General features: G+C 40.5%; 21 protein-coding genes, 1 tRNA gene and 1 pseudogene. 13 read left to right on the top strand and 10 right to left on the bottom strand.

All coding sequences use genetic code 11. The annotated features are described in order from the left end of the window. Positions 1 to 145 precede the first annotated feature (145 nt). Both EC846_RS17055 and EC846_RS17050 read left to right on the top strand, forming a co-directional pair. Positions 146 to 849 (top strand): annotated as a pseudogene (locus EC846_RS17055) (porin). A 109-nt stretch (positions 850 to 958) separates the two neighbouring features. After that, complete coding sequence (locus EC846_RS17050; protein ID WP_004775287.1) at positions 959 to 1,519, top strand: phosphatase PAP2 family protein; 561 nt, start codon at positions 959 to 961, stop codon at positions 1,517 to 1,519. A gap of 52 nt (positions 1,520 to 1,571) precedes the next feature. Here EC846_RS17050 and EC846_RS17045 read toward each other — a convergent pair whose 3' ends face one another. Continuing rightward, on the bottom strand, positions 1,572 to 2,813 hold the full coding sequence (locus EC846_RS17045; RefSeq protein ID WP_123775862.1) for an HmuY family protein: 1,242 nt from the start codon (positions 2,811 to 2,813) through the stop codon (positions 1,572 to 1,574). 20 nt (positions 2,814 to 2,833) lie between these two features. Next, the gene (locus EC846_RS17040) at positions 2,834 to 4,891 is read right to left on the bottom strand and encodes a TonB-dependent receptor plug domain-containing protein (RefSeq protein WP_123775861.1); all 2,058 of its coding nucleotides are present in this window, start codon (positions 4,889 to 4,891) and stop codon (positions 2,834 to 2,836) included. A 152-nt stretch (positions 4,892 to 5,043) separates the two neighbouring features. Between EC846_RS17040 and EC846_RS17035 the strand changes: the two genes are divergently transcribed. After that, positions 5,044 to 6,030: a DUF6607 family protein gene (locus EC846_RS17035; RefSeq protein WP_004775281.1), complete on the top strand. Its 987-nt coding sequence runs from the start codon at positions 5,044 to 5,046 to the stop codon at positions 6,028 to 6,030. An 8-nt stretch (positions 6,031 to 6,038) separates the two neighbouring features. On the opposite strand, the gene EC846_RS17030 is transcribed toward EC846_RS17035, so the two are convergent. Together EC846_RS17030 and EC846_RS17025 are read right to left on the bottom strand one after the other, a co-directional pair. After that, positions 6,039 to 6,111: transfer RNA gene (locus tag EC846_RS17030), tRNA-Arg, on the bottom strand. Between the two features lie 69 nt (positions 6,112 to 6,180). After that, the gene (locus EC846_RS17025; protein ID WP_004775279.1) at positions 6,181 to 7,539 is read right to left on the bottom strand and encodes an amino acid permease; all 1,359 of its coding nucleotides are present in this window, start codon (positions 7,537 to 7,539) and stop codon (positions 6,181 to 6,183) included. A gap of 370 nt (positions 7,540 to 7,909) precedes the next feature. On the opposite strand from EC846_RS17025, the gene prpF reads away from it, so the two are divergent. The 4 genes from prpF to EC846_RS17005 all read left to right on the top strand — a co-directional run bounded on the left by prpF (position 7,910) and on the right by EC846_RS17005 (position 11,196). Then, positions 7,910 to 9,097, top strand: a complete 1,188-nt coding sequence (gene prpF / locus EC846_RS17020; RefSeq protein WP_123775860.1) for a 2-methylaconitate cis-trans isomerase PrpF — start codon at positions 7,910 to 7,912, stop codon at positions 9,095 to 9,097. Between the two features lie 160 nt (positions 9,098 to 9,257). Continuing rightward, positions 9,258 to 10,175: a polyprenyl synthetase family protein gene (locus tag EC846_RS17015; RefSeq protein ID WP_005259293.1), complete on the top strand. Its 918-nt coding sequence runs from the start codon at positions 9,258 to 9,260 to the stop codon at positions 10,173 to 10,175. A 76-nt stretch (positions 10,176 to 10,251) separates the two neighbouring features. Then, the gene (locus tag EC846_RS17010; protein ID WP_123775859.1) at positions 10,252 to 10,719 is read left to right on the top strand and encodes a GNAT family N-acetyltransferase; all 468 of its coding nucleotides are present in this window, start codon (positions 10,252 to 10,254) and stop codon (positions 10,717 to 10,719) included. Positions 10,720 to 10,827: 108 nt separating this feature from the next. Next, positions 10,828 to 11,196, top strand: a complete 369-nt coding sequence (locus EC846_RS17005) for an MmcQ/YjbR family DNA-binding protein (RefSeq protein WP_062846065.1) — start codon at positions 10,828 to 10,830, stop codon at positions 11,194 to 11,196. Between the two features lie 48 nt (positions 11,197 to 11,244). On the opposite strand, the gene EC846_RS17000 is transcribed toward EC846_RS17005, so the two are convergent. The 4 genes from EC846_RS17000 to EC846_RS16985 all read right to left on the bottom strand — a co-directional run bounded on the left by EC846_RS17000 (position 11,245) and on the right by EC846_RS16985 (position 14,361). Beyond that, a complete protein-coding gene (locus EC846_RS17000) occupies positions 11,245 to 12,096 on the bottom strand; it encodes an SPFH domain-containing protein (RefSeq protein ID WP_005227021.1) in 852 nt (283 codons plus the stop codon). A gap of 18 nt (positions 12,097 to 12,114) precedes the next feature. Beyond that, complete coding sequence (locus tag EC846_RS16995; protein ID WP_005259288.1) at positions 12,115 to 12,573, bottom strand: NfeD family protein; 459 nt, start codon at positions 12,571 to 12,573, stop codon at positions 12,115 to 12,117. Between the two features lie 180 nt (positions 12,574 to 12,753). Further along, entirely contained in the window at positions 12,754 to 13,671 is a 918-nt protein-coding gene (locus EC846_RS16990) for a patatin-like phospholipase family protein (RefSeq protein ID WP_123775858.1), read from the bottom strand. A gap of 63 nt (positions 13,672 to 13,734) precedes the next feature. Beyond that, entirely contained in the window at positions 13,735 to 14,361 is a 627-nt protein-coding gene (locus EC846_RS16985) for a lysophospholipid acyltransferase family protein (protein ID WP_062846064.1), read from the bottom strand. A 143-nt stretch (positions 14,362 to 14,504) separates the two neighbouring features. Here EC846_RS16985 and EC846_RS16980 point away from each other — a divergent pair, with 143 nt between their 5' ends. From EC846_RS16980 to EC846_RS16955, 6 genes are all read left to right on the top strand, one after another. After that, entirely contained in the window at positions 14,505 to 15,761 is a 1,257-nt protein-coding gene (locus tag EC846_RS16980) for an MFS transporter (RefSeq protein ID WP_123775857.1), read from the top strand. A gap of 73 nt (positions 15,762 to 15,834) precedes the next feature. Next, positions 15,835 to 16,026, top strand: a complete 192-nt coding sequence (locus tag EC846_RS16975) for a hypothetical protein (RefSeq protein ID WP_047429650.1) — start codon at positions 15,835 to 15,837, stop codon at positions 16,024 to 16,026. A gap of 273 nt (positions 16,027 to 16,299) precedes the next feature. Beyond that, positions 16,300 to 17,586, top strand: coding sequence for a DcaP family trimeric outer membrane transporter (locus tag EC846_RS16970; protein WP_123775856.1), 1,287 nt, complete (start codon positions 16,300 to 16,302; stop codon positions 17,584 to 17,586). Between the two features lie 188 nt (positions 17,587 to 17,774). Then, entirely contained in the window at positions 17,775 to 19,412 is a 1,638-nt protein-coding gene (locus EC846_RS16965) for a phosphoethanolamine transferase (RefSeq protein WP_123775855.1), read from the top strand. Between the two features lie 14 nt (positions 19,413 to 19,426). After that, positions 19,427 to 20,104 carry a DNA-binding response regulator PmrA gene (locus EC846_RS16960; protein ID WP_004775260.1) on the top strand — a complete coding sequence of 226 codons (678 nt, stop codon included), beginning with the start codon at positions 19,427 to 19,429 and terminating at the stop codon, positions 20,102 to 20,104. A 4-nt stretch (positions 20,105 to 20,108) separates the two neighbouring features. Then, on the top strand, positions 20,109 to 21,461 hold the full coding sequence (locus EC846_RS16955; RefSeq protein ID WP_047429635.1) for an ATP-binding protein: 1,353 nt from the start codon (positions 20,109 to 20,111) through the stop codon (positions 21,459 to 21,461). Between the two features lie 18 nt (positions 21,462 to 21,479). Here the strand turns inward: EC846_RS16955 and EC846_RS16950 are convergent, their stop codons facing one another. Next, positions 21,480 to 22,295, bottom strand: coding sequence for a serine/threonine protein kinase (locus EC846_RS16950; RefSeq protein WP_047429634.1), 816 nt, complete (start codon positions 22,293 to 22,295; stop codon positions 21,480 to 21,482). Positions 22,296 to 22,377: 82 nt separating this feature from the next. Next, positions 22,378 to 23,073 carry a phosphatase PAP2 family protein gene (locus tag EC846_RS16945; RefSeq protein ID WP_005259270.1) on the bottom strand — a complete coding sequence of 232 codons (696 nt, stop codon included), beginning with the start codon at positions 23,071 to 23,073 and terminating at the stop codon, positions 22,378 to 22,380. Positions 23,074 to 23,217 lie beyond the last annotated feature (144 nt).

Here is a 23,217-nt window from a genome sequence, read left to right as displayed (position 1 = left end):
TTTATGTCGAAGATATAAAAGCACATCATTTGATTTGAATCCCTGTTTATTTATTTTTTGCTTGGAATATAGCGAAATAGGTTTCTTTTAATTTTTTTGAGATGGTTTGGAAGATAACATTGGGGCTGCAAATTTATTCGTCACAATGATGAGTCTTGCAGCAAGTTCTGCATTTGCAGCACCAAAATTCTACGGCGAAATTGATGCCAGTTTAGATTATTTACCTGAGATAAATGCCAATTCATCAAACCGAGATGTATGCAAAGTGAACAGTAATAGTTCATTTGTTGCGATTAAATGCGAATAGAAATTAACCGAATATTGAAGTGCTGTTTATTTAGCAGAATGGGCCTTTTATGCAGATGGCGATAAAACAGACTGGTCGCAGCGTAATCGTTTTATTGGTTTGAAAGATGACCGTTTAGGTACAGTGAAAGTAGGTAAACATAATACCCCGCTAAAAGACTTATCCAGTCCATTCGATAGTTTTAATAACTATATCAGTAATAAAGCCGATATCAAGGGAATCTGGCATTAAAAACCTTATATCAAACTTCTAAAGTTACTGATAAAAAAGGAAATGATGAGGCAGCAGTTGATATCGATGATTCGCAAGGCTGGTTAATTGGTGCTGAGTATAAGTTGCCAAATCAGTCAAAATGGGCAGTCAAGGCTCAATATAGCTAGAACTCAACCAGTTTTAAAAATGGTACGGCTGATTTCGATGCCAAGCAAATACTTGTTGGTACGGATTATTCGCTCAATGAACAAGTGAAAGTCTATGGTTATGGTGGATATTCAACTTTTGAGCAGGCAAATGCTAAAGATAAGCAACCTGTGGTTGAGTAGCGTTTGCAAATTTGTGCAGAATAAACAATAAAAATTCATAATTTTTACATTTTAGTCCTGTATGGTGGGGCTAGAAATCTGTCATGGATAGTATGGATAGCAACGGAAAATGATTTTTAAAGACTCAAATATTGCTTTGTTTAACAGTATCAACACTTTTGCTAAGGATTATGCTGTTTTAGATAAGATCGCAATTTTTCTAGCGGAAGACCTGAATACGGTTTTCATCAGTTTTCTGGTTCTATTAGTCGTGATCCAGTGGAAAACGTACGGTCTTCTGTTTGCAAAAACCTTATTTATCGTTCTGTTTTCACTGGTTATAAGTGACCTCATCGAATTCTTTTATCATCATCCTCGACCGTTCCAGTTGCATTTGGGCGACAAATTGATTGGTCATGGCGCTTCATCCTCTTTTCCAAGTCAGCATACCTTAACCATCGTGATTATTGCCTTTTCTTATTTATTGGCTGGATTTAAAAAGATTGGAATATTGGGCTTGGTACTGAGTCTGGTGGTGGGTGTATCCAGAGTTTTTGTGGGTGTACATTTTCCTTTCGATATCGTTGGTTCATTCATCATTGGATTTATATTGGTTGTTGCAACCAACTATGTTTTAAAAGAAATGACTTTAAGACTAAGAAGAATCCGACCAATTCGTGTGATCGACTAGTTTTGAGCTATACCTAAAGAAAAACGGAGCAGATGCTCCGTTTTTTTATGACTTATTTGGCTGGCTGGATATCCAGTTCAAAGGTCCATGTGGTGTCTGTTAACTTATTAGGATCAGCATATTGTATCTCTTTGAGATGCAAGCGTGCATAACTGTTGCCTGTATTACCACGGATAAGAGATGCTGCTTCTGGATTTGCTTTAAGCATGTGCGCTTTTAAACCCACAGGCGCAGCTAAAGCATCAGTTGAATAGTAATTATACCAGCCAAAATTAAGGGGTTCTCTACCGTATGCACCTTTATAGTCTGGATTGAGTAATGATTTAATCCCATTATTTGTCCAGCTATTTACTGTTTTTACGGTCGTTGCTGCTTGTTTTAGTTCAGCTAAAGTATCAACTAAAGCTGAGGCTGATTTGAATTTTTCAATAATTGGCTTATCTTCGGCATCATAGAAACCAGTAGGTTGTAAACCAACAACACTACCAATACCTGTGTTGGTTTGGACATTATAACGATTAAAAGCTAACTGCCATGATTGGATTGCTGAGTTTGTTGCAACACCTGATTTTAGATCTAAATAAGCCCAGCCATTTGTCGCATCAATATTCTCAATTGTTCTCACGACATCAGGGTATCGCGTATCAATATAGCGAATACTGATATAACCTGATGCACCTAATTGATTATAATAATTATAGATTTGTACAGCATATACAGGTTTTTCTTCTGTTCCTATTGTGGATTTATTGCTTGTATCTGTAGTAACAAAATAGATTTTAAAATTTGGTGACATAAAGTGATTGCCAAACAAATTATATTCTAAAAAGCCATAACCTGTTGTTGCGGTAAATCCATTACTATATGTATCCTGAGACCATGCTGATGCAGGAATCACATCATTTCCTTGTTTATTTGCATCAAGTAGCTTGGATAAATCGGCCCAAGTTGCATCAAATGGTGAGTAAAGAACAGCAGCTTTACCTGTGCCACTAGCACCACCATTGCTCGAAATCGTAGGTCTACCATTATTTATTACTGCTTTTATATCCCAATCCGTACTCGTACAGTTAACGGCTTGTTGAAGATCAATATCATAACATTGAGCTTCAGTCGCATTTCCCTGAAAAGACCATTGTTTACCTTTTACTGTAAATAGATCGGTATTGGTCGCAGGCGGATTGCTGGTTCCACTGTTATCTGATGATCCACCTCCACCTCCGCCGCCACAAGCGATCAGAAGGGTACTTAAGGTGCTTAAAGCAAATAACTTGGCTAAATTAAGATGAGACATTGATATTGATCCTATGAAGATTATTTCAGATTACTGTTCCAGTTAAAGCGAAGCCCCATGTAGGTATATCGACCGGCAATCGGGCGATAATCTACTGCGCTAGAAAAATTACGTTGTTCATTGAAAATATTGTCGATACCCGCAAAAGCACTGATGTATCTGTTGATGCGATAATCCACTTGCGAGTCGAAGGTTACCCAGCTTGGCGACTGTTGTTGATTGGCACTATCGCCGTATTCATCGCTTTGGTAACGGCCACGTAAGGTCAAATCAAGTTGATCATTCAAGGCATAATCGGCACCTAAACGGGCAATATGTTTAGGGCGGCGTGTTAATAGGGTATTGGTGGTTTTATCTTTTGCTTCGGTATAGGTATACGCACCATTCACCGAGAAATAAGGTGTCAGCTTCCATTTGGCAGATGTTTCAATTCCTTTGGTTTCCGCCTTGGCGACGTTGCTGTAGCTGTATTGAGTGATGCCATTTACTGTCGTGGCATTATCAAAATCGGTTTGGATCAGGTCCTGAATATCATTCCAGAACAGGTTGATATCTGCATTCCAATGATCATTTTGAACCAGACTTAATCCAAGTTGATAACTGTCTGATGACTCTGGTTTCAAGTTGGGATTGCCAATGACGATATAGCCTAAGTGACTATGATCAAAAGAATAAAAACGTTCTTTTAAATTAGGTACGCGATAGCCTTGACCATAACTCAGGCGTAGATCGGCGAGTAGATCATTCTGGTCGTAAAAACGATATTTGGTACTGAGTTTAAAGGCATTGTGATCGCCAAAATCATCATCATTCTGGAAACGCCAGCCGATCACAGCATCAAGGTTTTGTACGAGATTAAAGTCATTTTGGACATAAAATTCATGACGATCCCGCTTTACCGAACCACCTTGCATCTCAAATTTACCGTTATTGCTTTGTTCTAACTTTTCTTCATGCCAGTCATAGCCCAATTGCCAGTTTTGCTTATTCCATTTGGGTAACGTCAGTTGCGAGCTGAAATGATTATTTTCCTGATTCGAGTGTCTTAAAGCAGAAAGATATCCATTTGTGGTTTGAGTCGATGTGGAGTCATAGGTTTCATGGACAGCTTTTAAATCGATTTTGCTGTTTTTGATAAAATTAAACTGTGAACCCGCACTGAAACGTTGGCGTTCAATATCTTCAAGTTTGTATTGTTTTAAATAAAATGGCGGAACGAAATTTAGACTTCGCTGGTGATCTTTTTCTTTATATTCATTGAAATCCGCCCACAGCATAAATTGGTCTGAAGGCTGCCATGCCCCATAAAATGCATATTGCTGACGCTTTTGCTCATCACCTTGTTGAGGATAATCGTTCGGGTTAACGGCAAAGCCATCGCTACTAAACTGGTCTGCGATGATACGACCTTTTAAAGTGGCATTTGCTGCTTCAATACTGATTTTCTGATGGTGATTATTGATTGATGTATTTTTACCATCTGCATTTTGTTTACCATAAGATCCAATATCGACTTGTCCTGAAATGGCAACACCGTCTTGCACTTTTTTAGTGATGATATTGATCACACCACCCATTGCAGATGAGCCATATTGTGCCGAAGCTGCACCTTTAATAACTTCAATATGCTCAATCCCACCAATTAAATATTGATCTAAATCAACAGTAGAACTGGTACTGGCAGCAAGTGGCAGACCATCGATCAGAATCAGCACCTGATCGCTACTCAGACCTTGTAATGAAATTTCATAACCTGATTTGCCATGAATTTCTCTTAACAAGATGCCTGGAATATTTTCCAAAGCATCTTTTAAGGTAATGGCATTGGTTCTTCTTAATTCTTCTTCATCAATAATTTCAGTTCGAATCGGACTATCAATTAATTTTTTTTCTGAACGTGTGCCTGTCACCACAATGGTATCGAGAACATGCAGTGGTGTTTTGGTAACTGCATAAGTTGATTGCTCGGCTGCATACACAGAAGGAGAAATCAAACCTGCTGCTAAAAGAGAAGCAAATAAAACTTTAGGTTTAGAACAGAATTGAGGAGAGAGTATATTCACAATAGTTAATCGCAATGAAAATTATTCCATAAATTAAATGGTAATCATTCTCACAATAATTTACAATGCTTTACAGGTTTATTTCAAAAAGATACAAGCGACTGAACTAGGGAAAGTTGCTTTATTTAATTGATTCAGTAATTTAGCGTCGAGTTGAGATTTTTTATATGAAGCTTAAGTTGTCTTATGTTTTTGTAACTGCACTGATGATGGGGATCAGTAGTGTGAATGCTGCACAACAGCCAGTAAAATTGGCGGATGCTTTACAACAGCAATCTTTGCATGAAAATCTGACACAAGAACAAGCGCGTCAGGCCATCCTGAAAATGGCAGGGGAATACAAAGTAGATTTTCGCTTTGAAGAGCTTTATTCACTCAAACCAGACTATAAAGTTAAAAAAGATGACTTATCGAGTGGTTATGAAACTGTTGTGGTTTTAGAAAATACCCCGAATAAAGTGTCGTTGCAGCATATTCTGGTTGCAGAGGGGCATGTGGTGAAGCACTGGCGTCAGGATTGGGAATATGAACCGACCAAGATGTGGAGTTATATTGGTGATTATCGCTGGAAAAGTATTGATTTAAAGCCAGAACAGAGCAAAGGTAAATGGCTGCAAACGGTATGGCAAGTCGATGATTCACCTCGTTATGCAGGCTTGGGTGCGTGGACCAAAGACAATGGTGCAGTGGAGTGGGTGTCCAATGAAACCTACCGCCCGTTACCACGCCGTGAGCATACCACGCGTAATGATTATGACGTGATTATTGGGATCAATCGCCATGCCTTCACTGCAACAGGCTGGGTGCATGAGCAAGACAATATTAAATTTGATACCAAAACCAATACAGCACTTGCTCGTGAGCTAGGGGTTAACCAGTACAACAAAGTTGAAGGCTATGATTTCAAGGCTGCTTATGATTACTGGAAGAAGAATGCGACTTACTGGAGCGCAGTCAGAGATGCATGGGCGAATGCATTTAACCAGAATCAAATCGTGGCATTAAAATTTGCAGGAAAAAATGAGAAATCTCATTTTAGTTATTTTAATGATCAGGCAAAGTCGGTAGCTGGAAAAACTGTAAAAGCAGAACAACTGCAAACTCAGGCGAAAACCTTACTTAACCAGCAGCTTGTGGAAGGCAAGATTAATTAAAAAGGCTATGCGCTCAGCGGGACTCGAACCCACGTCGGTCGCTTAGGAGGCAACTGCTCTATCCAGTTAAGCTATAAGCGCATAATTTTATGATTATAAACAAAAAAGTGATTGCAGAAGCAATCACTTTTTAAGGAAACCGATCAACTGTTAATTCTCAGTTTTACGATTTAAAAACTTATAAAAAATAAACATGGCGACGATCCAGATCGGAATCATAAGCACTGATTCTTTAAAGCCTTGCTGCCACATGATATACAGCACAACGCCAATAAACGCCAACACCAGATAGTTACTAAATGGAGACCATAATGCTGGATACGATGTTTTGATTTGCGCTGTTTTGATATGACGGCGATATTTTAAATGCGTCAAGCTGATCATGGCCCAGTTTAAAACCAGTGCACCAACAACAACATACATCAAATGACCTAAGGCATCTTCTGGTACAAAATAGTTGAGTAACACACAGCCAAAGATCAGGAATGCAGAGAGCAGTACCGCTGGAACAGGGACACCTTGCTTATTGGTTTTGGTAAAGATTTTTGGTGCATTACCTTGTTGAGCTAAACCAAATACCATACGACTATTGGCATACATACCGCTGTTATATACAGATAATGCCGCTGTCAGGATAATAAAGTTCAGTAAATGTGCTGCCCAACCAATTCCCATTTGACTGAAAATCATCACGAATGGACTCTTATCCAAGCCGCCAAGATCGAGCTGATTCCAAGGCACAAGTGATAAGAGAATGGCAAGCGAACCGACATAGAATACCAAAATACGAATGACCACTTGGTTAATCGCTTTAGGAATGGTGGTCTTCGGATCCTTGGCTTCTGCTGCGGCCATACCAATCAGCTCAATTCCGCCAAAGGCAAACATCAAGAAAGCCAGCATATAGAACAAGCCTTCAAAGCCATGCGGGAAAAATCCGCCCTGTGACCAAAGGTTGCTAAATGAAGCGGTTGAGTTTGCATCAGCAGTGAAGAGAAGGAATAAACCAAACAAGATCATGGCAACTACAGCCGTCACCTTGATGATCGCTAACCAGAATTCTGATTCACCATAGAATTTAACATTGGTCAGGTTGACTGCTGTAATCACGACAAAGAAGAATAATACAGACTGCCAAGCGGGAATTTGCGGCCACCAGTAATTAATATATTTACCTACTGCCGTTAGCTCAGTCATTGCCACAAGGATGTAGAGCACCCAATAGTTCCAGCCCGTTATAAAGCCTGGAAATTTACCCCAATACTTATAAGCAAAATGGCTAAATGAACCTGCAACAGGTTCTTCAACAATCATTTCACCTAAATGACGCATGATTAGAAAAACAATCAAGCCGCCAATCGCATACCCCAAAATAATAGATGGTCCAGCAGACTGGATAATTTGCGCAGAACCTAAAAATAAGCCCGTACCAATAGCTCCACCCATCGCGATGAGTTGGATATGGCGGTTTTTTAGTCCACGCTGAAGTTGAGAAGAATCGTTGTTCAAAGGACTGAGCTCGACGAGGAATTAACTGGATTATTCTAATAGATTGATCGATTTTCGCCTAGTAAAAGTACAGCATTGCCATGACTGGAAAGTTGTTTTTAAAAGTTATTTAAAATCCTGTATTTAAGTGAATATTTAAATGAAATTTGCTTTATATTTGTACAGGTAAATCATATTCTTGTTTTTCCCGACGGATGGATTCGCATTTTTGCCATTGTGCAAGTGGTGAAAAATACTCAATATAATGCACAGATTTTATGCATGACGACTAACTCAGGCACCATTGGTCGTATGGTATTTTTGACTGCCGTGCAGTAGCTTTAGACGAATAACCCGCTGCACCAAGAACATGATAAAAGGAAGAATTGACATGAGCTCAGTACCGCAAATCAAAGTCGCTGCAACTTATATGCGTGGTGGCACAAGTAAAGGGGTATTTTTCAAACTGGATGATTTACCCGAAGCGGCACAAGTAGCAGGCAAGGCACGTGATCAACTTCTTTTACGCGTGATTGGAAGCCCTGATCCTTACGGTAAGCAGATTGACGGAATGGGCGGCGCAACCTCAAGTACCAGTAAAACTGTCATTCTGGCTAAAAGTTCAGAACCCGAACATGATGTAGATTATTTATTTGGACAAGTATCGATTGATCAACCATTTGTTGACTGGAGCGGCAACTGCGGAAATCTAACCGCAGCTGTGGGGTCATTTGCGATTTCAAATGGATTGGTTGATGCCGAACGTATTCCTGAAAATGGGATTTGTACAGTACGAATCTGGCAGAAGAATATTCAAAAAACCATTATTGCACATGTTCCTGTGACTAACGGTCAGGTTCAGGAAACAGGTGATTTTGAGCTAGATGGCGTGACCTTTCCCGCAGCAGAAGTTCAGATTGAATTCTTAGATCCTGCTGATGATGGTGAAGAAGGCGGTGATATGTTCCCGACAGGAAATGTTGTGGAACAATTGGTTGTGCCTGAGATCGGTACTTTTGAGGCGACATTTATTAATGCAGGAATTCCAACGATTTTCCTGAATGCCGAAGACATCGGTTATCAAGGGACAGAATTACAAGATCACATTAACGGGGATGCGGTTGCTTTAGCACGTTTTGAGAAAATTCGTGCATATGGCGCGGTACACATGGGCTTGATCAAAGACATTTCTGAAGCAGCAGCACGTCAACATACCCCTAAAATTGCTTTTGTATCAAAACCAAAAACTTATACCTCATCGAGTGGTAAAGCGGTTGAGAGCGGTGATGTGGATTTATTGGTTCGTGCCTTGTCGATGGGCAAGTTACATCATGCCATGATGGGAACCGCCGCTGTGGCAATTGGTACTGCGGCAGCAATTCCGGGGACGCTTGTGAATTTGGCTGCTGGGGGTGGCGAACGTGAGGCCGTTCGTTTTGGACATCCATCGGGCACATTGCGTGTGGGTGCTCAAGCCGAATTGATTGATGGCAAATGGTCGGTGAAAAAAGCTATTATGAGCCGTAGCGCACGTGTATTGATGGAAGGCTGGGTGCGAGTACCAGGGGATACTTTCTAAGCACTGCTTGGAATGATGTGATAAGGCCTTCATTTGAAGGCTTTATTATTTGGAATCGATTAAAAATACAAATGCAATTTCTTCAAATAAATAGTGTTATGATGTCGCCATTCTGGCAAGTTTTGTCATTTTCCTTCCATTAAGATTTCCCGAGGCAATTGTGTCATCTATTTCTCAAGTTAATGCGGATGTTTTAAAACAAGCTCAACAACGTATTCAACAGGATTTATTGACAGCATTGGCTGCATTTTCTATTCCAGAACCTTTAAAAGCAGCTGTTCATCATGCGGTTATGCTCGGTGGAAAGCGTGTTCGCCCAGCATTATGTTATGCAGCAGCTTCATTACAACCGAATCAAAATTTTGCAGCAGCCCGCCGTGCCGCAGTTGCGGTTGAGCTGATCCATTGTTATTCATTGGCCCATGATGATTTGCCTTGTATGGACAATGATTTACTGCGTCGTGGACAGCCGACTTGCCATGTGGCCTTTGGTGAGGATACAGCATTGCTGGCTGGTGATATTTTACAGTCGATGGCCTTTGAAATCTTGGGAAGTCGTTTATTCGACGAACAAGGACAGGGGACTGAGGCTGCGATTGTCTTGAAGCAGGTACAAATCTTAGCAACCGCCAGTTCCAAAATGGTGTGCGGACAAGTTCTTGATTTACAAGCTGAAGGTGCGGGTAAGCAAGTTGATCAGGCAGAATTGGAAAATATTCACCGTAATAAAACGGGTGCATTGATTCAAGCGGCGATCATGATGGGGGCTGTAACCATCTTTACTGGCACGGATCAGGCGATTCCTAAATTACGTCAATTTGGTCAAAGCATTGGTTTGGCTTTTCAGGTGCAAGATGACATTCTGGATATTACCGCTAGCACAGAAACTTTGGGCAAAACAGCAGGTAAAGATGAGCAAGTGCAGAAGTCGACCTATCCTGCCTTGATGGGACTGGAACAGGCACAAGCTTATGCGCAACGCCTGCATGATCAAGCCTTTGAAGCCTTGGCGTATTTTGGTGAAGATGCCAAAGAACTCGTCGACATTTCAAAATTTTTGCTGGCACGTAAAAGTTAAAAGCCAGACAGTTTTTCTTAAATAATTAATGTTATAAAAGACCATCTTGTATGGTCTTTATTTTTGGGAAATATAAATGATAGCACTAGTGAAAATTACCCATACACCTTCATTTGAAGATCTGGATTCATTAGCAGAAATCTTTAATGCTTATCGGGTTTTTTATCAGCAAGCCAGTGATTTAGCGAGCGCACGTCAATTTATTGAAGACAGGTTAAATAATCAGGATTCAGTATTTTTTATCCAGAAAAATGATACTAACAAGATTGTTGGTTTTATACAGCTTTATCCGACTTTTTCCTCAGTATCGCTCGGTAAGGCTTGGATTTTAAATGATCTTTATGTAGATCAAAACTATCGCAGACAGGGTATTGCAGCGTCCTTAATGCAGCAAGCAATCCAATTTGCGCAAGATACACAGGCTAAATTTATTGCGTTAGAAACAGGTGCTGAGAATATCCAAGCACAAAAGTTATATAAAAAACTCGGTTTCCAAGAGCAGTCGGAAACCAGATTCTTTGCGTTATCATTCAGCCATATTTGATCGAATATCATCGTGTGTTAAGGAATGTTTACTGTTTAAAAAACCTAATATAAACAGTTTTAGAATAAAGCAAAACAATGATGAAGATCGCGTAAGAGGGAAGATGTCATGAATCAGAACCAACTCGAACAATGCGCTTTGCACTATGCACAAAATCTGGCATTTTCAATCCAGTCGCAACCTTTTGGCCCTGATTTTGAGGTGTTCAAAGTCTTCGATAAAATGTTTATGTATATTGGTTTTAATGCAGGAAAATTAATTGTAACGGTGAAATGTAAGCCTGAGAAAAGTCTGGAATATCAGGAACTCTATTCTTCAATTTCAGCGGGCTATCACATGAATAAGAAACACTGGATTTCGATTGCCAGTAGTCCAGAGATCACGCCTGATCTGGTACAGGATCTCATTCAGGATTCCTATGATCTCATTATCAAGAAACTTCCAGTTAAGACCCGAAAGCTGATCGGGGAAGCTTAAAAATAAAGCAGCGAAAAAACGCTGCTTTATTGTTATTGGAAAGTGGGTTTAGTGTTTGCCCATAATTCCACGAATGGCATTGAGTACATCGGCAGGGAGAACCACTGTTTTTGCATTGCCAGATTTAGATAAATCCTGCATTGCTTTAACGTATTGTTCACCGAGTAAATAAGCCACAGGAATCTCTTTATCACCTACTGCACTTGTCACCATCTCAATGGCACGTTGTGAAGACTCGGCAAGAACAACCTGTGCTTCTGCATCACGACGAGACGCTTCCAGACGACCATCTGCTTCCAGAATTGCCGCCTGTTTTTCACCATCAGCTTTGGTTACAGTCGCACGACGTTGACGTTCAGCAGCTGCTTGCGCTTCCATAGCAGCCTGCATAGTGTGTGAAGGTTGAATATCCTGAATTTCCACTGTTTTCAGGGTAATGCCCCAATCTGAAATATCATCAGAAATGGCAGCTTTTAATTTCGCCTTGATGTGGTCACGAGAAGAAAGCGCATCATCCAGATCCATTTCACCTACGATAGAGCGAAGTGAAGTCTGAACAAGATTTTGAATTGCCCAAGTATAATTCTCAATCCCGTACACTGCCTTTTCTGGCGTAGTGAGGTTGATATACGCTACGGCGTTCATCACCAACACAGCATTGTCACGGGTAATCACTTCTTGTGAAGGAATATCCAAAACAATATCTTTGGTGGTAATTTTATAAGCCACTTCGTCCACATAAGGAATCACGAAGTTTAGACCTGGACTCAACGTGGTATGGTATTTACCTAAACGTTGCACAATCCATTTATAACCTTGGGGAACAATACGAACCCCTTTAAAAATAGTTACACCGATAAAAGCTAAAAAAGCTAAAACAACAATCGTACCGACAGACATTAGAAACCCTCTTTGTGTTTATGACGTATGAGGTTGAACGACTAAATCATTACCCAAAATATCAACCACCCGAACGCGATCACCGACCTGTACTGGATCAGTACAGCGGCAATGCCATTCATCAGAACCTAAAACAGGTATCGGAAAGCGTACAATAATTTGTCCATGTTCAAGACCAGTCTGGATCACCATACCGACTTGACCAATGGTTGCTTCGCGAGGGAGACCTGCTTTGGTTTTATCAATCGAAAGCGGTTTGATAAATTTGAACCAAAGAATCGTACATAAAATAGATAAAATACCCCAAGTAATCACTTGGGTGGTAAAACCCATCATCGGGAAAAGCCACAGTAAAATACACACCATGACTGCTGCTATGCCAAACCACAATGCAGCAAAAGCAGGCAAAATCAATTCTGAAAGAATCAGTAAAATCCCTAATACAAACCAGTGCCAAGGTTCAACTACAAATTCCATAGATTTGCTCGCATAACTAAACGGAGTAGAGGTGAAAAAATATTCACCTTAGCACTGTAACAGATGATTATCTTCATGAATATGAAAAGATTGTTTTTTTAGGCATTGCGGCTGTTGATGATTAAAGATCTTGCACATATTGCAAGTTTAATAGCTTTCAACAGCCTTTTAGGTGGGATTTTAGAATTTTGGTCGTGGTGCCGGTTTTAAGGCAGCAGGAGATTTTTTAAATACGGTAATCGCATTTTGAATCGCCGTGATCTTGGCTTGAGCTGCTTTTTCACCTTCTAAGATAGCTTCATTACTCGATTTAAGGTCAAGCACGCCCAGATGGCCCACTTTCGGTTGAATCACAATCGTTGCCTGATTCAGTTCTTCATTAATACTTTGTTGGCCCATGATATTGATGGTCTGGTCTAACAAGCCCCACATGCTGAGCGGCTTACCACCGACGGGACGTGCAGAAATATCCACGGCAATCACAATATCAGCACCCATATCCTTCGCAGTTTTTACAGGAATTGGGCTGACTAAACCACCATCCACATATTTGGTCTTGCCAATAACCGCAGGCACAAACACATTGGGAATACTGCAAGATGCACGTACTGCCTGACCGGCATTACCTTTAATAAACTCGGCTTTTTTGCCACTGTCTAAACGGGTGGCGACTGCGGCAAAACGAATCGGGAATTGTTCAATCGGTTTATTGCCGACTTGGCTATTTACATAATTCTGTAGTTTCTGACCGAGAATAATGCCTTGACTATTAATGGTGAGATCACGCAAATCAGATTCTTGCAGTTTTAAGGCAAGGTTCTGCATTTGATAAGGTGTTTGACCGCTGGCATAGATACTACCGACAAAGCTACCTGCACTGGTGCCAGTCACAATTTTAGGTTTGATGCCATGTGATTCTAAAACTTTGATGACACCAATGTGTGCAAAGCCTTTGGCACCGCCACCACCTAATGCAATGGCAACCACAGGTTCACGGGCCTGAATTGCTGATGTAGGCGGTGTTTTCTTTGTGATTTGATCACAACCAAATAAAGCAAGACCAAAAACAGCCAAGCAAGACAGTCGAGCAATGTTCATAACAAATGTAGATAAAATGTACAAAAAAGATGCGCCCATCAGAGCAGATTTGCCCTTAATTTTCTAGTTTTTTTTCACAAGTTTTTGTAAGGGTTCAGCCAGCCAATCTGGATTTTTCGGCGAGAAGTGCCCAACGTAACGTTGCATGATCTGATCAAGGTCTTGCTGATAATGACCAGTCGGGGTAAATGCCCCCAAACAATAAATGGTTTTATGGTCATAATCAAAAGCAAACATCACGATTGGAATGCCTGCTGCATGCGCAATGTGATAAAAACCACTTTTCATTTTTTCGGCTTTTTTACGTGTCCCTTCAGGCGCCATACCGACCCAGATTTTGTCATGCTGTTGAATGGTGGCAACCACTTGTTCAGTCAAGCCATGTGCACTGTCACGACGAACAGGAATCAGTCCCGCCCAGTTTAATAGCGGCTGGAGCGGGGGCTTGAATAAGGTATCTTTACCCAGTACGGTAATTTTTAATCCCAACCCACCAATCGCTAGAAAGCCATACCAGCCGTCAATATTTGAGGTATGTGGAGAAATGATAGCCACTGCTTTAGGTAAGTTAGGAATTTCTCCTACTACAGTCCAGCCTTGTGCAAGGAACAGTTTTTTACACAATGCACGGCTATAGGTTGTTCCACGTTGTGGAACCAGTGGGGGTAAATCTGGAAAATGTTGTGGCATACATGAATATAAATAATGACAACTCTATTCATGTTAAACGCTGATGACAGCGACTGCATTGGCAAAAAATAAGATTTTATTGCCAGAAGAATGAAAGGATTGGATACTTAAGGCCCGTTATTGCCTCGCTCTGGAAACTCAAAATGCCTAATCTTCGACAGGTTTACATTTTATTGTTTTCTTTGTATTGGGCACAGGGCTTACCCGTGGGATTTATGACCCATGCATTGCCTGTAATCTTAAGAGCGCAAGGCGTATCGTTGGCACATATTGGCGGCTTTGGTTTACTGATGTTGCCGTGGTCGATTAAGATTTTTTGGGCTGCCTATGTTGATCGTCTGGCATTATCTCGATTAGGCCACTACCGTAGCTGGATTATTCCTACACAATTATTCAGTGTAATCATTCTGATTATTTTATCTTTTTTCCCGATTCAGGCACTGGATCAACCCAGTTATCTGTTGATTTTCTTTGTCTTACTTTTCTTAATGAACTTCACTGGCGCAACCCAAGACATTGCAACCGATGGCTTGGCGGTCAATTTGCTCAAAACAGATCAGCAGCATTGGGGCAATACTTTTCAGGTGATTGGTTCGCGTCTAGGTTTTATTGTGGGTGGTGGGGCAGTGCTCTGGTGTTTGGACTGGTTACAGTGGCAAAAAACCTTTCTGGCTTTGGCCTTATTGGTGTTTCTCAATACTTTACCTGTGTTGCTCTATCGAGAGCCTACTCATGCAAACTCAACTACAAGAACGCAGACATCTTCTGTTCCATTGATGCAGGCAATTAAGGCCTATTTAAATTATTTTCAATCCTCAAAAGAACTAAAAGCATGGTTACTGGTCTTGATCAGTTTCAAAGTTACAGACGGACTGTCAGGCCCTTTATTAAAGCCACTGATGGTAGATATGGGATTGAACTTCACCCAGATAGGCGTCTACATCACCATGCTTGGTGCGGTCGCTGCGCTTGTAGGCGCGGGGATTGCCGGATTGTTGCTCAAACATTTTTCTAGAACAGCGAGTTTGATTGTTTTCTCTATTTTAAAAATAACCAGTTTGATCGCTTATGCTGTGATTGCTCACGCTTATGAATCCCATACTCAAATTGCACCGATCTGGTTATACGCCGTCAATGCATTTGAAGATGCTTGCTCTGCCATGCTTTTAGTGGTGATGTTGACACTGGTGATGCAATATAGTCGTAAGCAATTTGCAGCAACCGATTTCACTTTTCAGGTCTCGATCATGGCGACTGTCAGTGGCTTGCTGTATTTAGTCAGTGGAATGATTGGAGATGTGTTCGGTTATTTCCATTATTTGATCGCTATTGTCATTATTGGCACGGTTACTTTGCTTCCTATTTCTCTCTGGAAACATGCAAAATTACAAGAAAAATAATGTTAACTAAATGAAATAAAGAAATTTAATATCGATTAAGGAGTGATCTAGTCATTATCTACTACCTTTGTCTATGTTTTTAAAAATGTATGTTTTTAGCTATTTAACTGCTCTATTAATTGTGCCATCTTGTTTGGGTAGCAAATGGAAGCTAACTGGAGTAAAAATGGATTGTGTTAACAAGAAAAATCATGTGAATCAATTAAAATGGGTAGAAAAATGTTCAAGTCGATTGGATATTAGCCTAAAGTCTAAAAAAGAATAATGAAATAACGATTTAATCATTCTATAAGATAAGAGAGTTGTGTAGGATTCGTTACAACATGAAGTTAAGGTAAAAATCTGTAAGTCAAAGTATGTTTTTATGTCTTTGGTTATTGGGTTTTGGTCTTGCATAACGTTGAAATTGGTTTTGGTTGCGGTAATAAAATTAATGTAACCAAAGTGGAGGAGAGTTGATTTTTTAGCCCCTTAATTTAATGGCGTAAATCAACTTGGCATGGATAGGCAACATAAAATATATTTTTTGGAGTTTTTGATGGATCTATTCCTTAATCGTAAATCTTTAGTTGTTAAAAGTTTAGCTCTTACAGTTACAGCTTTAATGATGAGTGGGGCACATGCTGCGACTTCCGACAAAGCGGAAATTCAACAGCTTCGTAAAGAAGTTGAGGCTTTAAAAGCTTTAATTCAACAACAAAGCCAAGTACAGCAACAACAACAGCAAGTACAGCAACAACAGCAAGTTCAACTCGCTGAAGTTAAGGCGCAACCAGTTGCTGCCCCAGTTTCACCGTTAGCAGGATTTAAATCTAAAGCTGGCGCTGATGTGAACCTATATGGTTTTGTTCGTGGTGACGCTAACTATATTATTGAAGGTGCAGATAACGACTTTGGTGACGTAAGTAAGTCAGACGGCAAAACGCATGATAAATTACGTGCGACTGCTAAAACGACACGCCTTGGTTTAGATTTTAATACGCCTGTAGGAGACGACAAAGTCGGTGGTAAAATCGAAGTTGACTTTGCGGGTACGAATGATGGATTACGTATTCGTCATGCTTATTTAACATTTAACAACTGGTTATTTGGTCAAACAACTTCAAACTTCCTGTCTAACCATGCACCAGAAATGATCGACTTCTCGACAAACATTGGTGGTGGTACTAAACGTGTTCCGCAAGTACGCTATAACTACAAGTTAGGTCCGACTACACAATTATTTGTTTCTGCTGAAAAAGGTGATAGCACTACTTCGGTAACAGGCGATAGTATTAAGTATAGCCTACCAGCATTAACGGCTAAAATTACTCAAGGCTATGCAGAAGGTAAAGGTTCAGCTTCAGCGCGTGTTCTAGTCGAAAAGTATAAATCACAGCTTGCTAATGATGATAAAACTGGTTGGGGCGTGGCTGTTGGTACTGATTTTAAAGTAGCTGATCCTTTAAAACTTTTTGCTGATGCATCATATGTTGTTGGTGATAATAGTTATTTATATGGCAGTAACACTCCTTACGCAGTGGATGGGAATTCTATCGAGCAAAATGAATTTGTAGCAGTACAAGTGGGTGGAACGTATAAGGTTCTACCTAACTTACGTTCTACGCTAGCATATGGTGCTCAATTCGCTGATGACGGTACTGATTTTGCAAAATTAAATACTTCTGCAAATGAAAAAGTTCAACAAGCGTGGATTAACTTCATCTATACACCAGTTAAACCAATTGATTTAGGTGTCGAATATGTCAATGGTAAGCGTGAAACGTTTGCTGGTCAGTCTTACAAAGATAACCGCGTTGGTTTAATGGCTAAATATAGCTTCTAATTTTTCAACGGTTTATGTTTTAATGAGTCGAGGTTTACATGAACCTCGACTTTTTATTTTTAAATTAACTAAATAAAATAAGACGATGAGGCGAGCTTTCCTCAGGACATTCTATTATTTAAGTCATTTTTAAGTTTTTATTTTTATCTTTACAAAACTAAGAAATTTATTTTTAGAACACAATGCCTATGTTGCTGCAAAGACTCAAAACCAAGCCGATTTCATTACTGACTTTTAATATATTACTTGCAATCTGGCTAGGTGTTTTCCTAAACATCGCATTTTATGAAAAGATGTTGGCCTTAACACCTTATACAGGGATTAAGGCGGGACTTTTTGTAGCAGCTTCTGTTGGCGTTATTACTGCTTTATATGCTTTTATTTTCCAGCTATTGAGCTGGAAATGGACCGCAAAACTACTTGCTATCGTTTTGGTTTTTATTGGCGGTTTTGCTGCTTATGCTGTAGATACTCTGGGTGTCTGGATTACTTCAGACCAGATTCAAAACCTGATGCAAACCAACTTTGCTGAGGCTCGGGATACGTGGTCTTGGCGTTTGTTGATCTGGATGGTTGGGATGGTTCTAGTCCCGATCATTGTGATTTTGATGACTAAAATCAAATCTGAATCAGTCACTCGACAATTATTTAAAAAGCTGATTGCATCTGTTACTTCCTTGGCTTTAGTTGGCGGACTATTATTTATTTTCTATGTGGATTTTGCAGCCATTTTTCGTGAAAACCGCGATATAAAAGGCATGATTTCCCCTCAAAATATGATTGCCTCGACAGTTTCATATTATAAAAAGAAATCACCTAAACAGAATTTACCTTTAATTAAGTATGGTGAAGATGCGCAACGTACTCAGGTTGCAAGAGGTTTACCTAAACTGATGGTCTTGGTGGTGGGTGAAACGGCTCGTGCGGAAAACTTTTCTTTAAATGGTTATGCCAAAGAGACCAATCCGAAATTAGCCAAACAGAATATTATCAATTTCTCACAAGTCAGTTCATGTGGTACAGCAACTGCTGTATCGGTACCGTGTATGTTTTCAGGTATGCAACGCGAAGATTATGATGAGCAGTTAGCCAGTCACCGTGAAGGTTTACTTGATATTGCAAAACGTGCTGGATATCAGGTGACATGGATTGATAATAATTCAGGTTGCAAGGGCGCATGTGACCGTGTTGAACAGTTTAAAATTCCTGAGCCGATCCAGCAGAAATGGTGTAAGGATGGCGAATGTCTGGATGATATTTTGATTGATAGCCTAAAAGCGTATTTAGCTGCTATTCCGAAAGATGATACCCAACCACGTTTGATCGTATTGCACCAAATGGGCAGTCATGGCCCTGCCTATTATAAACGTATTCCGCCAGCGTTCCGTGTGTTTAAGCCAACATGCGATACCAATGCGATTCAGGGATGTACTCAGGAAGCATTGATTAACAGTTATGATAATACTTTGCTTTATACCGATTATGTTCTAGATTCATTGATCGAAACCTTGAAAAATACAATCCAGTATCAAACAGGTTTGTGGTATCTATCTGATCATGGTGAATCGACCGGTGAGAGCGGTATGTATTTGCATGGTGCGCCTTATGCAATTGCACCGACTCAGCAGACGCATGTACCGATGTTGATGTGGTTCTCAGCGGCATGGCAACAACAGGCGCACAAACAGATGAGCTGTCTGGCGCAACAAACTAAGAATAAACTGAGCCAAGATAATCTGTTCCCGACCTTGTTAAGTTTGCTTGATGTAAAAACCAAAGTAATTAATGCTAAAGATGACATGTTAGAAACATGTGCTAACCCATAAGGTGAAATGAAATCATGACCAAGATCTTGATGATAGAAGATGATTTTATGATTGCAGAGTCAACATTGACCTTACTGCGATATCATCAGTTTGACGTGGAATGGGTGAATAACGGGGTCGATGGACTGGCTTTGTTAACCAAGCAATCTTTTGATCTGGTACTTTTGGATCTAGGTCTGCCCCTTATGGATGGGATGCAAATCCTGAAACAGATTCGCCAACGCAGTTCATTGCCTGTCCTGATTATTTCAGCCAGAGATCAGCTACAAAACCGCGTGGATGGTTTGAATCAGGGTGCGGATGACTACTTGATTAAACCCTATGAATTTGATGAGCTGTTAGCCCGTATCAATGCCTTATTACGTCGTGGTAGTGTTGAAACAGCGCAACTGAAAAGTCAGTCGCAACTATTAAAAAGTGGTGAGCTGATCTTGGATGTAGAACAGCATTTGGCAACCTTCAAAGGTCAGCAAATCGAGCTGTCTAATCGGGAGTGGGCGATTTTGATTCCGATGGTATCCCACCCAAATAAAATTTTCTCTAAAGCAAATTTAGAAGATAAGTTGTATGATTTCGACAGCGAAGTTACCAGTAATACCATTGAAGTGTATGTCCATCACTTGCGGGCCAAACTGGGTAAGGACTTCATTCGAACCATTCGTGGTTTAGGTTATCGTTTGGGGCAGTCATAATTCGATGCAAAAAAGCCAACATTATTCGCTAAAGAAAAGACTCATCTGGGGAACCTCCATCTTTAGCGTGGTGTTAGGTTGTTTTCTGATTTTGGCGGCTTATAAAATCTCATTGCATGAAGTTGATGAAATTTTAGATACGCAAATGCAATACATGGCTGAGCATTCTACCTCTCAGCCGTTAACCCCAGTTGCAAGTCGTGTCGAATTGCACCGTACTTATCATGAAGAAGATTTATTGATTGATATCTGGGCCTATAAAGATCAGACCCATTTATGGCATCAAACCCATTTACTGGTTCCACCCGTCAAACAGGCGGGTTTCTATACCCAGACGACGTCTCAAGGCAAGTGGCGTGTTTATGTGGTTCCTTTAAAAGATTACCAGATTCAGGTCAGCCAGCAAGAACAAGTGCGAAAGGTTTTTGCATGGGAATTGGCGGGCAGCATGTTTATTCCTTATATTCTGTTGCTCCCTGTGGCGATTATTGTACTGGCCTTTATCATCAGTCTCAGTCTGAAACCTCTGGATGAATTTAAGGAAGAACTGACTCAGCGGGATTCCGATGGCTTATCACCGATTGATGTCAAAGATTATCCACAAGAATTATTACCGACCATTGAAGAAATGAACCGCTTGTTTGAGCGGATTCAGCATGCTCAAACAGAACAAAAACAGTTCATCGCCGATGCTGCACATGAGCTCAGGACGCCTGTTACAGCATTGAATTTACAAACCCGTATCTTGATTAGCCAGCTTCCTGAACATGAATCTTTGCAGAACCTGAGTAAAGGTCTGGCACGGATTCAACATCTGGTGACCCAGCTTCTCGCTTTGGCTAAACAGGATGTTGCACTGAGTCTGATTGAACCAAATACCAATTTTCGCCTGAATGATGTGGCGTTAAATTGTGTGGAGCAACTGGTGAATCTGGCCATGCAAAAAGAAATTGATCTCGGGTTTGAACGTAATGATTTAATTGAAATGCAAAGCCTTGAGTCGACAGTACATTCGATTATTTTCAACCTGATTGACAATGCGATTAAGTACACGCCAGAACAAGGTATTATCAATATTTCGGTGTATAGCGATTCTGATGATTTTGCTTATATCCAGATCGAAGACAGCGGTGCAGGGATCGATCCTGAACAATATGACAAGGTCTTGAAGCGCTTCTACCGTGTGCATCATCATTTAGAAGTGGGCAGTGGACTAGGTTTGTCTATTGTCGATAAAGCGACCCAACGCTTAGGCGGGGTACTGACCTTATCGAGAAGTATCGAGCTGGGTGGATTGTCGGTATTGGTCAAATTACCGAAAAAGCTTGCGCATCATGAAGACAAGGCAAGCGGATAATATTGGACGTATAACGTTTTAGTTTGCTGCGGTTGCTGTCTCAGCCTGTTCGCGCAAATAACGTAGAAACAGTACACATTTCTGGATACGCTTGCCATCATTGCCGACTTTACTAACATTAAATCGTAGTACCCAGTTTAAGCGTTTGCCTACTTTACAAATGTCTTTATAAACTTGTGGTTCCGCCAGTAGGGCTTGATAAAGCTGCTGGCTGGCCTGTTCAAGCTGCTCAAATTCAAAATGATAAGCTGTTGAAAAAATAAACAACAACCAGTCGCGTACAAAGCAGTCATGCAGACTGAGTACATCTCTCGGATCGGTTTCAAAGTCAATAAAGGTAAATTGGTTCTGTTGATCAACCAGAATATTGCGCGCAAAAGCTTCGCTTAAATAACCTTGTTGATGATGAATGTAACTGATGGCCTGGATGGCTTGATCAAATAATGCATATCTCGCTTCAGGATGACCTTTGAGGCTACCTAGTTTTTGATCCAACTGACTGACAGGGCTCTGGCGTTGTGAGCCAACGTCTTCTAACAGAATGCCTTTTTTTGAAACTGCCAACACATTTGGAGTGGAAATACCCAAAGCCTTGAGCTGCTGAATGCGTTTGAACTCGCATTGAATAGCCTTAGAGCCACCTTGGTTTGGAACAGGAGTAATCGCACCCAGATTAAAGATTTTGGCAAGCCATTTCAGTGGCGTGTAGAGCCATAGTCCGTGACGTTCAGAGGCCTTTTTTAACCATACTTTGCGTAAGCCTAGTTCATAAGATTGAATAGAGTCTTGTTGAGAAGCAAAAGTAGATTCTAAAAATATTTGAAAGTCAGACATACGACAGCAAAAATATCCTAATGTGGGCAAAATTCAGTGCTCGCTCTATGAGCACTGTCATTCACTTTACCACATCAGATACCTATAACGGTACTGAAACGCGCTTTGCTATTTGTTGATGACGTTTATAAGTGAATGTATAACATACTAAATTAATTGCAACGCAGACCCATGCTGTCCAAAGATTATGACTGAGGAAATGTGCACCGCGCATCATTTGTGCCCAGCCCATGGCGAAACCAATGAGCATTCCAGCAAAAAGATAGAACCATGCTCTCTGTTTTTGATCAAGACGATAGACAAAGTAACCCGTTATTAGGGCAAAGCCCGTACTGGCATGTCCACCAGGGAAACAATGTCCAGCAGTCGCAGAAAAATCCCAAATGAAACCCGTTGCAGTTTCATGGGTCATATACCAAGGGCAGGCTTGGGAGGAATGTGCTTTCAGCAACCCAACAATGCAGGTGCATAGCATACTGACCCAAAACATATAACCATATTGCCAGCGTTGGGGTTTCAGTTTTTCGACTTTAAACGATGCACACCATAAAAAGAAGAAAGCGACATACACCGCCGTTAAAAGTTGTTTGACATAAGTATGGTTAAGCTTTTCGAGAAACCAGTCATTCTTATAAGGGAAGGTTCCATGTAGGCTGACCCAAGGCTGAATTAAGTGTAAGTCAATTGCTCCACCGACAGGAAAAACAAACAGTAAAATAAAAAAACTGATGAAAAGTAAAAAGCTCGTCAAGATGAAAAAAGGTGTTCTCAAGATCATGGAGCAGGTGGTTACAGTGGGAATATGATCTTGGTATTTAATTCCTAAAAGCTTAATTTGCTCTTAAAGATATATAAAAAAATGTTGGGATAAATGTGAGAGAGGAAAGCAGTTTAAACCTTATATACAGGTTAATGTTTTGAT

The sequence above is a fragment of the Acinetobacter sp. BIGb0102 genome (assembly GCF_003815055.1).
GTDB lineage: Bacteria > Pseudomonadota > Gammaproteobacteria > Pseudomonadales > Moraxellaceae > Acinetobacter > Acinetobacter vivianii.
This window is presented reverse-complemented; position numbering and strand designations above follow the sequence as displayed.

Coding starts and splice junctions, on each gene's coding strand:
- EC846_RS17050 (WP_004775287.1), top strand. CDS start 959: ATGATTTTTAAAGACTCAAATATTGCTTTGTTTAACAGTATCAACACT.
- EC846_RS17045 (WP_123775862.1), bottom strand. CDS start 2,813: ATGTCTCATCTTAATTTAGCCAAGTTATTTGCTTTAAGCACCTTAAGT.
- EC846_RS17035 (WP_004775281.1), top strand. CDS start 5,044: ATGAAGCTTAAGTTGTCTTATGTTTTTGTAACTGCACTGATGATGGGG.
- prpF (WP_123775860.1), top strand. CDS start 7,910: ATGAGCTCAGTACCGCAAATCAAAGTCGCTGCAACTTATATGCGTGGT.
- EC846_RS17010 (WP_123775859.1), top strand. CDS start 10,252: ATGATAGCACTAGTGAAAATTACCCATACACCTTCATTTGAAGATCTG.
- EC846_RS17005 (WP_062846065.1), top strand. CDS start 10,828: ATGAATCAGAACCAACTCGAACAATGCGCTTTGCACTATGCACAAAAT.
- EC846_RS17000 (WP_005227021.1), bottom strand. CDS start 12,096: ATGTCTGTCGGTACGATTGTTGTTTTAGCTTTTTTAGCTTTTATCGGT.
- EC846_RS16995 (WP_005259288.1), bottom strand. CDS start 12,573: ATGGAATTTGTAGTTGAACCTTGGCACTGGTTTGTATTAGGGATTTTA.
- EC846_RS16990 (WP_123775858.1), bottom strand. CDS start 13,671: ATGAACATTGCTCGACTGTCTTGCTTGGCTGTTTTTGGTCTTGCTTTA.
- EC846_RS16985 (WP_062846064.1), bottom strand. CDS start 14,361: ATGCCACAACATTTTCCAGATTTACCCCCACTGGTTCCACAACGTGGA.
- EC846_RS16980 (WP_123775857.1), top strand. CDS start 14,505: ATGCCTAATCTTCGACAGGTTTACATTTTATTGTTTTCTTTGTATTGG.
- EC846_RS16975 (WP_047429650.1), top strand. CDS start 15,835: ATGTTTTTAAAAATGTATGTTTTTAGCTATTTAACTGCTCTATTAATT.
- EC846_RS16970 (WP_123775856.1), top strand. CDS start 16,300: ATGGATCTATTCCTTAATCGTAAATCTTTAGTTGTTAAAAGTTTAGCT.
- EC846_RS16965 (WP_123775855.1), top strand. CDS start 17,775: ATGTTGCTGCAAAGACTCAAAACCAAGCCGATTTCATTACTGACTTTT.
- EC846_RS16960 (WP_004775260.1), top strand. CDS start 19,427: ATGACCAAGATCTTGATGATAGAAGATGATTTTATGATTGCAGAGTCA.
- EC846_RS16955 (WP_047429635.1), top strand. CDS start 20,109: ATGCAAAAAAGCCAACATTATTCGCTAAAGAAAAGACTCATCTGGGGA.
- EC846_RS16950 (WP_047429634.1), bottom strand. CDS start 22,295: ATGTCTGACTTTCAAATATTTTTAGAATCTACTTTTGCTTCTCAACAA.
- EC846_RS16945 (WP_005259270.1), bottom strand. CDS start 23,073: ATGATCTTGAGAACACCTTTTTTCATCTTGACGAGCTTTTTACTTTTC.